Here is a 12,894-nt window from a genome sequence, read left to right as displayed (position 1 = left end):
TAGCCTAATGATACATGAAATATTCAGAGCTGACAAGTACACAAACATTAGGCATTCATACGCTTGGTGAATTAAAAAAAGCTGGTTATGAATCCCGTTCTATCAAGCAGGAACTTCGGGATAACCTTATTGAAAAAATAAAAAGTAAAACAGAAGTTTTCCCCGGTATCTGGGGATATGAAGAAACAGTAATTCCTGATGTTGAGCGTGCCATTTTATCAATGCACAACATCAATTTATTAGGTTTGCGCGGACAGGCAAAAACACGTATTGCCCGTATGATGGTGAATTTGCTGGATGAATACATCCCATACGTGAAAGACTCTGAACTTCACGATGATCCGCTGGCTCCGTTATCACGTTTTGCCAAAGATATAATTCAAGAAAAAGGTGATAATACCCCAATTGAGTGGCTTCACAGAAATGAACGCTACACAGAAAAACTGGCTACGCCGGATGTTTCTGTGGCTGATTTAATTGGTGATGTGGATCCGATCAAAGCGGCTACTTTGAGATTGCCTTATTCTGACGAACGTGTAATTCATTATGGTTTGATTCCACGTTCACACAGAGGAATTTTCGTGATCAATGAATTGCCCGATTTGCAGGCACGTATTCAGGTTGCTTTGTTCAATATTTTACAGGAAGGCGATATTCAGATCCGTGGTTTTAAATTAAGATTACCTCTGGATATTCAGTTTGTGTTCACTGCCAATCCGGAAGATTATACAAACCGTGGTAGCATCGTAACACCGTTGAAAGACCGTATTGAAAGCCAGATTGTAACGCATTATCCAAAAACACTTGAAGTCGGTAAGAAAATTACTGAACAGGAAGCTGTTGTTAAAAAAGAGCAAAAAGAGATTGTTAAGGTTAATGAGTTGATTAAAACATTGATCGAACAAATTGCCTTTGAAGCACGTGAAAGTGAATACGTAGATAGTAAAAGTGGTGTTTCAGCCCGTTTGACGATTTCCGCTTATGAAAGTCTGTTAAGTTCTGCTGAAAGACGTGCACTTATTAATGGTGAAGATTCTACTTATGTACGTATTTCTGATCTTTACGGAGTAATCCCTGCCATTTGCGGTAAGGTTGAATTGGTGTATGAAGGTGAAGTTGAAGGACCGGTTATCGTTGCACAAAACCTGATTGGAAAAGCGATTCGTACACAATTCCTGAATTATTTCCCGGATCCTGAAAAATCCAAGAAAAGCAAGATCAATCCATTTGCGAAAGTAATTGAATGGTTTGGTTCAGGAAACGAGATGGAAATGATCGGTGATATGCCGGATCGTGAATATATCGCCCGTCTTAAAACCATAGATGGATTAGACGATTTCGTGGATATGCTAAGTGCTTATGGCGATGCCAATGAAAAACTTTTCATGATGGAATTTGCATTGCATGGTATGGCTGAATATTCATTGATCGGAAAACAATCGCTTGATCAGGGAATCAAATTCCAGGATCTTGTGAGCAGCATGTTCTCCGGACCAGATGATGAAGATTTCGATTTTGACGATGATGATGACGAAAAAGGAAGATTTTAAATCAACCTTTTCAATATAAAAGTAAAGCCCTCCGGAAATTTTCCGGAGGGCTTTACTTTTATATCCTAGTCAAAAATATTCTTTGAGAATAAATTATTCAGGGGCTCCTTCATCAATAACATTAGGTTCCAGCGTATCAACCAAAACATCTGGCTCGCGATTTACTTTTGCACGAACTTTCGCTTCCAGTTCATCCATCAATTCAGGATTATCTTTAATAAGCGCCTTTACTGCATCACGGCCTTGTCCAAGACGGTTTCCGTCATAACTGAACCATGAACCTGATTTCTTAACAATTTCAAGCTCCACAGCAAGGTCAATGATCTCACCTACTTTCGAGATCCCTTCGCCATACATGATGTCAAATTCAACCACTTTAAACGGAGGAGCCACTTTATTCTTAACCACTTTTACACGTGTACGGTTACCAAGAATCTGGTCTGCACTTTCTTTGATCTGACCAACACGGCGAATATCCAAACGAACAGAAGCATAATATTTCAATGCGTTACCACCCGTAGTAGTTTCAGGGTTACCAAACATCACACCAATCTTCTCACGAAGCTGGTTGATAAAAATACAGCAGCATCCCGTTTTACTGATAACACCCGTCAGCTTACGCAATGCCTGAGACATCAAACGAGCCTGAAGCCCCATTTTACTGTCTCCCATTTCCCCTTCCAGTTCCGCACGGGGAACAAGCGCCGCTACCGAGTCAATTACAATAATATCAACAGCACCACTGCTTATCAAATGTTCAGTAATCTCCAAAGCCTGCTCTCCGCTATCGGGCTGAGAAATCAACAAATTGCTTGTATCAATACCCAGTTTCTCCGCATAGGCACGATCAAAAGCATGTTCAGCATCAATAAAAGCTGCAAGTCCCCCTCTTTTTTGAGCCTCTGCAATGCAATGCATTGACAAAGTTGTTTTACCGGAAGATTCAGGGCCATAAATTTCAACCACACGACCACGCGGAAGCCCACCTACGCCTAATGCCAGGTCAAGCCCAAGAGAACCTGTTGAAATTACAGGAATATCCAACACCTTCGTATCACTCAAACGCATTACAGTTCCTTTACCGTAAGTTTTGTCAAGCTTTTCAAGCGTTGTCTGAAGTGCTTTTAATTTGTTTTCTTTATCCGTTGTTGTTGGTTGTGCCATAAAGCAGGACAAGTTGATTTAGTTTGTACATAAAAGCGGCTTTTTATTTCAAAACCGCATGAAATCACTTATTTGACAAGTGTAAATTTACCTATTCTTAATGAAACTTAAAAGATAAATTTGCTCACATAACGTATTAAATAACTGAATTTACCAAAGCCAAAAATTGCCATCAGATAAACTCAGTAACAAAGATATGATATTTTCCGTATCAATTAAAATATTATGCAAAATATTTGTAACAGAATATTAAAGAGACGTTTACTTCCTAAAACAGGATCAATTTCATTTATTTCTTACCACGATTTCAATAAATCATAATTCGAAATCAACTTAAATAACTGGCTGCGTAAATCAATATCGCAGGCAAAATTAATTCCCCTTTAAAATTTATTTTGCCCGCACGCACCAAAGTCTTCCTGAGAACTGATATTTATCAGATTTCTTTAATTCTTGCCGGAATAACTTTGTTCCATTGAAATCAAGTTTGTCTTTTATATCCCTTAAATGATCATTTTAATCTTTTTCATTGCGCATTGGTATTTGTCTTTATTGATGCAAACTTTTTTTCTGCATCGTTACGCGGCCCACAAAATGTTTACCATGAGTCCGGCCTGGGAGAAATTTTTCTATACAGCTACCTGGGTTTTCCAGGGTTCTTCCTTTTTGAGCCCGTATGCATATGGCGTTATGCACAGACTTCACCATGCTTATGCAGATACAGAACTCGATCCTCATTCCCCCAGTTTCTCTGACAGCATTGTTGATATGATGTGGAAGACGAAAAATTACTATAACAACATCGTTCACAAAACTGATACGATTGAACCGAAATTTAAGAAAGGTGTTCCGCATTGGGAATTCATGGAAAAACTTGGAGATTCCTGGATTTCAAGAATTGGCTGGGGTGTTTTTTATGTGGCTTTTTATATCCAGTTTGCTACGTCCTGGTGGATGTTTCTATTGCTGCCGATCCATTTTTTAATGGGGCCCGTTCATGGAGTGATCATCAACTGGTATGCGCATCGTTACGGCTATGTCAATTTCAAAGTGGATGATACTGCAAAAAACCTGCTGCCTTTTGATTTTTTGATGATGGGAGAATCGTATCATAACAATCATCACAAGTTTGGCGGACGGGCAAATTTCGGGTTCAAATGGCATGAATTTGATCCAACCTACCCATTCATATTACTTCTCAACAAACTAAAAATAATTCACCTCAAACCCAATAACGATTTGAATTATATGTAATCTTTATTCTTTTGCCACTAATGCGCGAATTTTCACCAATTGAATTTACAAACATCCGGCTAAACAGATTATCAGTTTCCTGACATTAAGAAATTGTAATCCGGTAAATTAAACCAGCAGGTTTTCTCTATTTTTGTTTTATCGAAAAAGGCCGGTTATATTGACTGGCCTTTTTTCGATAAAACAAAATATTGTATCCGTGATAAAAAAAATATTTCTTGGCTTATTTATATTGCTGACCTTGATTGCCATTTACTATCACGACCTGGTCAGCTATGGCTGGATGCAGGCAAAGGGCCAGGTTACAATTCTTATGAATGTTCAGGATGTTGAAGAGGTTCTTGACGATCCGGCATTCCCCGATTCCTTAAAATCAAGAATTCGGCTGATTGAAGAAATCAAGCAATTTGGTGTCGATTCGCTTGGTTTGAGTCCTTCAAAAAACTATACAACTTTTTATAACCAGCATGGGAAACCGCTTATCTGGGTTATCAATGCTTCGGACAGATATCGTATTAATGCTTACAAATGGTCATTCCCGATCATTGGAACATTTCCTTATAAAGGATATTTCGATTCAACGCGCGCTGTGCGGGAAGAGAAAGTTTTGAAACAGGAAGGTTTTGATACAGACATTGGGGAAGTTTCGGCATGGTCTACATTGGGATATCTCAAAGATCCGATTCTTTCAAGTATGTTAAGAAGACGCGAAGGAAGTCTCGCTAATTTAATCCTTCACGAACTTACTCACGGTACACTTTTTGTAAAAAACGACCTTGAACTAAATGAAAACCTGGCCAGTTTTGTCGGGGATTTAGGTGCAATTCGTTTTTTAAAACAAAAATATGGTCTGAATTCGAAAGAACTTCGTACATATGAATTTTCAAAAAAGTATAACGATGCCTATTCGCAGCATATGCTCCGAGGAATTTCAAGGTTGGACAGCTTATATAGTTCTTTTGATAAAGTTAAACTGGACACCGCGGCAAAGGATGTTTTGAAGAATCAGGTAATTTCAAAAATACTTAATGATGCCGATACACTGTTTGCTGACAAAAAAACGTTGAAAACCAAGAGTAGGTGGGACGGTAAAAACCTGCCTAATAATGCTTACTTTATCAGTTATCAAACTTATAAATCAAAGCAAAATTTATTTCGTAATGAATTTGAAACAAAATTCGGAGGGAATTTCAGAAAGTACTTGTCTTATTTGAAAGAAAAATATCCTTCCTTATAGTACTACAACGATATTTATGAAGAGATTGAAAATTACGATTATTGCAGTTTTATCGGTTTTGGCAATCCTGGCTTTCAGGCAGTATGAACAAAATAGAATTATCGTAAATAAAAGTTTCAGTTTTGGTGAAAAAGTAGAGTACCGTGTTCATTACGGTTTTATCAATGCGGCAGAAGCCAGAGTTGAAATTGCCAGAAACTTATCCATAGTCAATAATCATCCCTGTTACAAGATCAATGTTACGGGCAGAACTGTGGGTGCCTTTGACCTTATCACGCGCGTACGTGACAATTGGCGGTCTTATGTGGACACGCTGGCTATTGTTCCTCATATGTTTTACCAGAGTATTCAGGAAAATAAATACAGGAAAGAAGAGACCATTGTTTTTAATCACGACAAGGACCAGGCGACTTCCACAATTAAGGAAGAAACCAAAACCTTCAATACGCCCAACAATATCAATGATATCATCAGCGGTTATTTTTTCCTGCGTACGATAAATTTTGAAAAAATAGCCTTGGGAGAAGTCATAGAAATCCCGACTTTTTTTGATGGTGAGGTTTATAAACTTCGTATCAAATATGCTGGAAAAGACGTAATTAAAACGAAATTCGGGAAGATAAAGGTTTTGAAATTAAATCCCTTAATCCCTGATAATAAATTATTTAAGGGAGAGGGAGCCGTAAAATTGTGGGTTTCAGATGATGTGAATAAAATTCCGCTCAAAGCCGAAGTAGAACTTGCCATCGGATCTCTTGAAATGGATATCAAATCTGTAAAAAATCTTCAGACGGAGCTTGAATGGTTTTAATTTATTTTCTTACCCGCCAGTTTTGAATTTGTTTAAAAGGAAACGGCAGATCGTTTTTTCTGATTGAAAAATAAGAAACCGGATCAGCGCCAAAACTTTTATAGAAATCTGAAATTGATTTTATCTCCGGACTTTCAAAGTCAAAACACAGCGATTTTCCGGCGTTTAATTTGAAGTAATGATCGATTAAAATGGATCTTGCGTTCTCTTGCCTTCCAACTAAATCTGCCGAATTAAACAGGAAAAGCACATTCTTACCTGTTCGCACAAACAAAGCTCCCGCATTAATCTTGTCTTCCTTTTCGGCATAAAAAACTTCGGCAGCTTCATACATTTTTAATGTTTCGAACAGTTGCGATAAAATTTCATATGCTTTATTAGAAACTCCACCCGAAATACCAGAGGCATGATGATCCTGAAATAATTGAATAAGCGGTTGAATATCATCACTGGATTTAACCGTCCAGTTAAATCTTTTACCTCGTTTTAAATTCGCTTTTCGATCAGAAGAATATTTTAATTGAATATCAGGAAGTGAATCAGATAACAAAAGCCGGTAAGTATGATTTTGTTTTACTTCGAATTTTGGAAACTGATGCAAAACATCTTGTAGAATCCCTGTATTATCAGGATGAAAATTGTAGGAAGAAATGTAGAGAAAAGAGGAGGAAAGTTTTTCCAGAAACAGGTAAAGCTGTTGTTCTGAAATTTTATCTATGAAAAATAAGCCAAGATATTGGCAAAATAAAGGCTGCTGAATTACCTCAACTTTCCACTTGCACTTAATTGGCAAGGGCATTACAATTTGATAATCTTCCGCAGAAGGCCAAACGAGTGCTTTCCAGCTGTCACAGACGATATCAAGATACCAGCTATAACCATAAACCACCGACTGTTTCGATTTTGCTGCCAGCTCATTCCAACGCTCATCATTAATTTCGGAGCGCGGAAGCAGGATAGGCAAAGTCATGAACAGACGACCTTTTACTTAAAGTAACTACGAAGTTTTTGCAAAGTTTCTTCTACGTCTGGTGTTTCACCCATAAGCAGATTTACGCTTTGAATCGAGTGAATAACCGTACTATGATCCCGTCCACCAAAATGGTAACCGATTGATTTTAAAGGCAAATCGGTATATTCTTTTGCAAGAAACATAGCAAGCTGGCGCGGATAAACGACCTCCTTTTTACGGCTTTTACTTTTCAGATCGGCAATTGTCACTTTGAAATAATCGGCTACAATTTCCTGAATCGTATCAATTGTCACTTCTTTCTCTTCGTTCATTACGATGTTTTTCAGCGTATTTTTCGCCAGTTCAACATCAATTTCACGTCGGGTTAAAGAAGCCTGAGCCATCAAAGAAACGATCACACCTTCCAGTTCACGCACATTCGAATTCACGCTATGCGCAATATATTCAATCACATCGTAATCGATCTCAATTCCTTCTGCCTGGATTTTCTTTTGAATAATGGCAATACGCGTTTCAAAATCCGGCGTTTGTAAATCCGCCGTTAAGCCCCATTTAAACCGTGAAAGCAAACGATCCTGCAAACCTTCCAGCTCTCTCGGCGGACGGTCACTGGTCATGATAATTTGCTTTCCTAACTGGTGCAGGTGATTAAAAATATGGAAAAACGTATCCTGTGTTTTCTCTTTTCCTGACAAAAACTGAACATCATCAATCGCCAGAACGTCCACTTTCATGTAGAAATCCGTGAAGTTTTGCAGCGTATTGTTTTTGATCGAGTTGATAAACTGATTTGTAAATTTCTCGGAAGAAACGTAAAGTACCAGCTTATTGTCAAAGTGATTCATGATATAATTCCCGATCGCCTGCACAAGGTGGGTTTTACCAAGCCCTACGCCACCGTACATCATCAAAGGGTTAAAGGAAGTCAAACCAGGACGCTGCGCCACAGCAAAGCCGGCAGAGCGCGCCAAACGATTACAATCTCCTTCAATGAAATTATCAAAAGAATAATTCGGATTCAGATACGTGTCAAGATTCATCGAATCCTGATCCTTCACGTTATTATTATTTGAACCCATTCTTGGGTCCGTAGCAAAATTATCAGGTTTCGAATATTTAGGCGACTTCACAGTCGACACATTCATGGTAAGCGGCTGATGCTTCTCATTTCCTGTATCAACAATTATTGAATATTCCAAAAGACCATCCCGGCCAATGGCATAGTCCAAAGCTTTTCTTAAAAGATTAACGTAGTTATCTTCCAGCCATTCGTAAAAAAACTGACTTGGTACCTGAATCGTAAGGACTTTACCATAGATTTTCAGTGGTCGGATTGGCTCGAACCACGTTTTAAAACTCTGCTCAGGAATATGCTGCTGAATCACCCTGAGGCAACTATCCCATATTTGGTCTACTTCTCTATGTGCGGTTACTCTTTCCAATGTCAAACTTTCGTAATCAGATATCATAAATCAAAAGGACGGCAAAGATAAGAAAATAGATGGTCTCTGCAGATAAACCAGTGTTGAATTTAAAACCATTCCCAAGGAATAGCAAGCCGGGAAATAAATCCATTGGAATAATCCAACCTATTGACGTCCAATTTCCTGTCTGGTAACATGAGAATTAAAAAAATGTAATCTCAAATTAGTAGCTTTGTTAAAGCAGCCTGTCTATAAAAAAAAATGTTCTGCCAAAATTGAAATTATGTCAAAACTGCTGTTTTCCGAATTCAAATTATCTACAAAAGATGCCTGGGAAAAGCAGGCAGAAAACGAATTGGGAGAAAATAATACAAGAATCGGCAGCTGGGAAATCGCTCTGGATTTATTCGTAGATCCCTATTACACAGCGGAAAATATTAAAAGTGAACAGATCCTTGATTTACAAAACTGTCAGAAAAAAAATCCCGGATGGCTCAACATACCTTTCATTTCTTTTGACAAACCCTGGTCAACCAATGCAAAAATAAAATCTTCTTTGGAATCCGGTGCTGATGCAGTTATTCTGGATATGGAGGAAACGGATCTGGTAAAATCCGAGCTTTCGAAAACACTTCATGCGATCAGGCTGAGTGACACGCCAATTTTTTTTCGTACAACAATAAATTCTGAAAATTTATTTGAAGAAATTTCCCGCGGGGCCGGATATTACCTGAAAGGTGGGATTTATAACGATCCTTTGGCAAACTGGATGCGTACCGGAATTGCTTTTGAGGATGCCGTAGAAAATATCTGTAATGTACTTGACAAGACAAAAATGATGCGTGAATTCCGGCCATTAATGATTGAAAGTCATGTATTTCATAATGCCGGGGCAAATGTGGTTCAGGAACTCGCTTTTCTAATTAATTCAACCGTTCATTATCTTGACAAATTAACCGATGCCGGAATTTCTCCGCTCCATGCTCTGAATCGTTTTTTTTATTCAATATCCATTGGAACAGCGTATTTGACGGAAATCGCAAAACTCCGTGCGCTAAGATTTCTATACCGTAAAATCAGCCGGGCTTATCAGGTACCCGACGAACTTTGCCAGGTTTTCATTCACGCTCAGACTTCTTCATTTTATGATTCCGCGCATTCTGCAGAAACCAATATGATCAGATCTACCTCGGAGGCCATGAGTGCGGTTATTGGCGGGTGTAATGGGTTGACGGTGCAGGCTTTTGATCATTCTTTTACCAAACCAACCGAATTCAGTGAGCGTGTGGCCAGGAATGTTTCCTCTTTGCTGGCCAATGAAAGCTACCTCAGCGCGGTTGCTGATCCGGGAGCAGGCTCCTATCAAATTGAAATGATGTCGCTGAAAATTGCCGATGCAGCCTGGAAATTATTCTTGCAAACGGAGGAAAAAGGTGGTTTGATTTCATGTTTCAAACAAGGTTTTATACAATCCGAAATTGAAAATTCCTGGCAAAAAAAAATTGCAGATCTGAATAACGGGGAAATTATGATTGGCGTTAATAAATACAAATTAGAGGAAGATTCCATTAACCTACCTGACAATTCAATACTGAAAAATAATTCCGCAGATTTTGTAACCTTACCAAACAGAAATTTGTCCGCAACAATTTTCAAAAAATAGAGGAAGTCTTTTACCGAATCTGCTTTTAAAATAAAACCTGAAACTATGAAGCCTGATTTTAAAAATATTGCGCTTCAAAAAAGTGAAGAACTCGTATCGGTTTCTGAAAAGTCAGCGAAGCCTTTTTTAACTCAGGAAGGAATAAAATTAAAGTCATCCTACAAAAAAGAAGACTTAGCTGAATCGGAGCATCTCGGTTCCGGTGCTGGCACAGCCCCTTATCTTCGGGGTCCTTATGCAAGTATGTATCTGGAAAGACCCTGGACAATACGCCAATACGCCGGTTTTTCAACCGCTGAGGATTCCAATGCATTTTACAGGCGCAATCTTGCCGGTGGACAAAAAGGACTTTCTGTGGCTTTTGATCTGGCCACACACCGGGGTTATGATTCGGATCATCCGCGTGTGACGGGTGATGTTGGAAAAGCAGGTGTTGCAATTGATTCGGTTGAAGACGTCAAAATTCTCTTTGATCAGATCCCGCTAAACGAAATGTCGGTTTCCATGACCATGAATGGGGCCGTTATTCCGATTATGGCATTTTTCATCGTTGCAGCCGAGGAACAGGGCGTATCCGCTGAGAAACTTTCCGGGACGATCCAGAATGATATTCTGAAAGAATTTATGGTCCGCAACACCTACATATATCCGCCGGCGCCTTCCATGCGGATTGTGGGAGATATCTTTGCTTACACCTCTCGTTTCATGCCAAAATTCAATTCCATCAGCATCAGCGGTTATCATATGCATGAAGCCGGTGCGCCTGCGCATATTGAACTCGCTTATACGCTGGCTGACGGACTGGAATATATCAAAACAGGCTTAAAAGCAGGAATGCAAATTGATGATTTTGCTCCGAGATTATCCTTTTTCTGGGGAATTGGCATGAATCATTTTATGGAAATCGCTAAACTGCGCGCCGGAAGATTGTTATGGGCAAAAATTGTTAATCAGTTTAATCCTAAATCTGATAAATCGTTAGCATTGCGAGCACATTGTCAAACCAGTGGTTACAGCCTCACAGAACAAGATCCTTTCAACAATGTCGCCCGGACTTGCGTAGAAGCCATGGCCGCAATTTTGGGACATACACAATCGCTTCACACGAATTCGCTGGATGAGGCGATTGCATTACCAACCGATGCATCGGCCCGAATTGCCAGGAATACGCAGTTATTTTTGCAGCATGAAACAGACATTTGTAAAGCAGTTGATCCTTGGGGAGGATCCTATTATGTTGAATATCTTACCAACGAACTTTCACAAAAAGCCTGGGAATTGATTGAAGAAGTTGAAAAACTTGGTGGTATGACAAAGGCGATCGAAACAGGATTGCCAAAAATGAGAATAGAGGAGGCAGCTGCCAGAAAACAGGCAAGAATTGATGCAGGAAGGGAAATCATTGTAGGTGTAAACAAATTCCAAACCGATTCCAAAGAGATTCTGGACATACGCGATATTGATAACAACAGTGTCCGGGAAGCTCAGATTAACAGACTTATCAAAATAAAATCGGAAAGGAATCAGGAAGAAGTTACTGAATCGCTATTAGCAATGACAGCTGCCTGTAAACAATCCGGGGGCAAAAATATGGAAAGTAATTTACTGGCACTAGCTGTGGATGCTGCCCGTAAAAGAGCTACTTTAGGAGAAATATCTGACGCGATGGAAAAAGAATTCGGACGATATAAAGCAGTGATCCGGTCAGTATCCGGGATTTATAAATCAGAGGTTTCTGATGATGAAAATTTCCGGCTAGCTCAGGAAATGGCCAATCAGTTTGCTGAGATAGAAGGCAGAAGACCACGTATATTAGTCGCTAAAATGGGTCAGGACGGCCACGATCGAGGAGCTAAAATAATTGCCACAAGTTTTGCCGATCTTGGGTTTGATGTAGATATAGGTCCACTTTTTCAAACACCGGAAGAAGTTGCAAAAAACGCAGCCGAAAACGATGTTCATATTGTTGGTACTTCAAGTCTGGCAGCCGGACATAAAACACTCATTCCGCAGCTTATTGAGGAATTGAAAAAAATAGGACGGGAAGATATTATGGTCGTGGCCGGTGGCGTAATTCCATCTCAGGACTATCAGTTCTTATATAATGCTGGTGTGAAGGGAATTTTTGGGCCGGGGACAATTATCTCCGTGGCTGCACAGAAGATTTTGAAGGATTTGATGGAGGATTAACGGAATTCAATCAATAGAAAGGGATTTCTAATAGTCAAAGTCCCTTCAATTATTTGTCCGTCTGCATATCTTCTGAATAAAGAGTCGTACAATTATTCTCCAAGGCAGCAGCAATAATCAAACTATCATAAAAGGAAAAAGCATAACGTTCTGCCAAATTACAAGCCAAGAAAATAGTTTTTTCATCATTAACATGAAGATTATTATTTTGGCTGCATTCTTGTAATGATATTACAGCCTGAGTATAAGTGAACTTAAACTTGAGCGTAACGATATTGCATAATTCCTGCAATACCTGAGTACTAATAAATGAATTGTTCTCCTCAATGACTTTCCGGGCAATTTTTTGTTTGCTTATTTCCGAAGACGAATAAGAATATACCAAAATGTTACTGTCTAAAAAAACATTATCGCTCATTAGCTTCCTCGCGATTAAATTTATAACCTTTTGTATCTATTAATAAAGCATTAAAGGTTACCTGTTTTTTAATTACCTCTTCTTTTACAATTCCTTCATCTCTGGCAAATGCAATAACTTCAATTTGCCACCCTACATAATCTTTTGGTATTTCAAAAGAGATAATTTGCTTATTGGGAATTACAGTGGTTCGTATCATAACCAGTTCTT

11 protein-coding genes are annotated in these 12,894 nt (G+C 38.9%); 6 read left to right on the top strand and 5 right to left on the bottom strand.

Annotation, left to right across the window (positions count from 1 at the left end; all coding sequences use genetic code 11):
- Positions 1-14: 14 nt before the first annotated feature.
- Positions 15-1,550, top strand: coding sequence for a sigma 54-interacting transcriptional regulator (locus tag FDK13_RS18190; RefSeq protein WP_137341439.1), 1,536 nt, complete (start codon positions 15-17; stop codon positions 1,548-1,550).
- Between the two features lie 93 nt (positions 1,551-1,643).
- On the opposite strand, the gene recA is transcribed toward FDK13_RS18190, so the two are convergent.
- Positions 1,644-2,714: a recombinase RecA gene (gene recA, locus FDK13_RS18185; RefSeq protein WP_137341438.1), complete on the bottom strand. Its 1,071-nt coding sequence runs from the start codon at positions 2,712-2,714 to the stop codon at positions 1,644-1,646.
- Between the two features lie 507 nt (positions 2,715-3,221).
- On the opposite strand from recA, the gene FDK13_RS18180 reads away from it, so the two are divergent.
- From FDK13_RS18180 to FDK13_RS18170, 3 genes are all read left to right on the top strand, one after another.
- The gene (locus FDK13_RS18180) at positions 3,222-3,968 is read left to right on the top strand and encodes an acyl-CoA desaturase (protein ID WP_137341437.1); all 747 of its coding nucleotides are present in this window, start codon (positions 3,222-3,224) and stop codon (positions 3,966-3,968) included.
- Between the two features lie 199 nt (positions 3,969-4,167).
- Positions 4,168-5,205 carry an aminopeptidase gene (locus FDK13_RS18175; RefSeq protein WP_137341436.1) on the top strand — a complete coding sequence of 346 codons (1,038 nt, stop codon included), beginning with the start codon at positions 4,168-4,170 and terminating at the stop codon, positions 5,203-5,205.
- A 16-nt stretch (positions 5,206-5,221) separates the two neighbouring features.
- Complete coding sequence (locus FDK13_RS18170; protein WP_137341435.1) at positions 5,222-6,016, top strand: DUF3108 domain-containing protein; 795 nt, start codon at positions 5,222-5,224, stop codon at positions 6,014-6,016.
- Position 6,017: 1 nt separating this feature from the next.
- On the opposite strand, the gene FDK13_RS18165 is transcribed toward FDK13_RS18170, so the two are convergent.
- Together FDK13_RS18165 and dnaA are read right to left on the bottom strand one after the other, a co-directional pair.
- A complete protein-coding gene (locus tag FDK13_RS18165; protein ID WP_137341434.1) occupies positions 6,018-6,986 on the bottom strand; it encodes a hypothetical protein in 969 nt (322 codons plus the stop codon).
- A gap of 14 nt (positions 6,987-7,000) precedes the next feature.
- Entirely contained in the window at positions 7,001-8,458 is a 1,458-nt protein-coding gene (dnaA, locus tag FDK13_RS18160; protein ID WP_137341433.1) for a chromosomal replication initiator protein DnaA, read from the bottom strand.
- Positions 8,459-8,696: 238 nt separating this feature from the next.
- Between dnaA and FDK13_RS18155 the strand changes: the two genes are divergently transcribed.
- Together FDK13_RS18155 and scpA are read left to right on the top strand one after the other, a co-directional pair.
- Positions 8,697-10,076: a methylmalonyl-CoA mutase family protein gene (locus FDK13_RS18155; RefSeq protein ID WP_137341432.1), complete on the top strand. Its 1,380-nt coding sequence runs from the start codon at positions 8,697-8,699 to the stop codon at positions 10,074-10,076.
- 45 nt (positions 10,077-10,121) lie between these two features.
- Complete coding sequence (gene scpA / locus FDK13_RS18150; protein ID WP_137341431.1) at positions 10,122-12,266, top strand: methylmalonyl-CoA mutase; 2,145 nt, start codon at positions 10,122-10,124, stop codon at positions 12,264-12,266.
- A gap of 49 nt (positions 12,267-12,315) precedes the next feature.
- Here the strand turns inward: scpA and FDK13_RS18145 are convergent, their stop codons facing one another.
- Both FDK13_RS18145 and FDK13_RS18140 read right to left on the bottom strand, forming a co-directional pair.
- Complete coding sequence (locus FDK13_RS18145) at positions 12,316-12,684, bottom strand: PIN domain-containing protein (RefSeq protein WP_137341430.1); 369 nt, start codon at positions 12,682-12,684, stop codon at positions 12,316-12,318.
- Positions 12,674-12,883 (bottom strand): hypothetical protein, encoded by a 210-nt coding sequence (locus FDK13_RS18140; protein ID WP_137341429.1) that lies wholly within the window; start codon positions 12,881-12,883, stop codon positions 12,674-12,676. Before FDK13_RS18140 ends, FDK13_RS18145 begins: the two co-directional genes overlap by 11 nt.
- Positions 12,884-12,894: the final 11 nt, after the last annotated feature.

This window comes from Dyadobacter frigoris (assembly GCF_005280585.1).
Taxonomy (GTDB): Bacteria; Bacteroidota; Bacteroidia; order Cytophagales; family Spirosomataceae; genus Dyadobacter; species Dyadobacter frigoris.
This window is presented reverse-complemented; position numbering and strand designations above follow the sequence as displayed.

What these genes read in the sequence shown, in the direction of transcription:
- FDK13_RS18170 (WP_137341435.1), top strand. Translation starts at nt 5,222, where the DNA reads ATGAAGAGATTGAAAATTACGATTATTGCAGTTTTATCGGTTTTGGCA.
- FDK13_RS18145 (WP_137341430.1), bottom strand. Translation starts at nt 12,684, where the DNA reads ATGAGCGATAATGTTTTTTTAGACAGTAACATTTTGGTATATTCTTAT.
- FDK13_RS18180 (WP_137341437.1), top strand. Translation starts at nt 3,222, where the DNA reads ATGATCATTTTAATCTTTTTCATTGCGCATTGGTATTTGTCTTTATTG.
- scpA (WP_137341431.1), top strand. Translation starts at nt 10,122, where the DNA reads ATGAAGCCTGATTTTAAAAATATTGCGCTTCAAAAAAGTGAAGAACTC.
- FDK13_RS18140 (WP_137341429.1), bottom strand. Translation starts at nt 12,883, where the DNA reads ATGATACGAACCACTGTAATTCCCAATAAGCAAATTATCTCTTTTGAA.
- FDK13_RS18155 (WP_137341432.1), top strand. Translation starts at nt 8,697, where the DNA reads ATGTCAAAACTGCTGTTTTCCGAATTCAAATTATCTACAAAAGATGCC.
- FDK13_RS18165 (WP_137341434.1), bottom strand. Translation starts at nt 6,986, where the DNA reads ATGACTTTGCCTATCCTGCTTCCGCGCTCCGAAATTAATGATGAGCGT.
- dnaA (WP_137341433.1), bottom strand. Translation starts at nt 8,458, where the DNA reads ATGATATCTGATTACGAAAGTTTGACATTGGAAAGAGTAACCGCACAT.
- recA (WP_137341438.1), bottom strand. Translation starts at nt 2,714, where the DNA reads ATGGCACAACCAACAACAACGGATAAAGAAAACAAATTAAAAGCACTT.
- FDK13_RS18190 (WP_137341439.1), top strand. Translation starts at nt 15, where the DNA reads ATGAAATATTCAGAGCTGACAAGTACACAAACATTAGGCATTCATACG.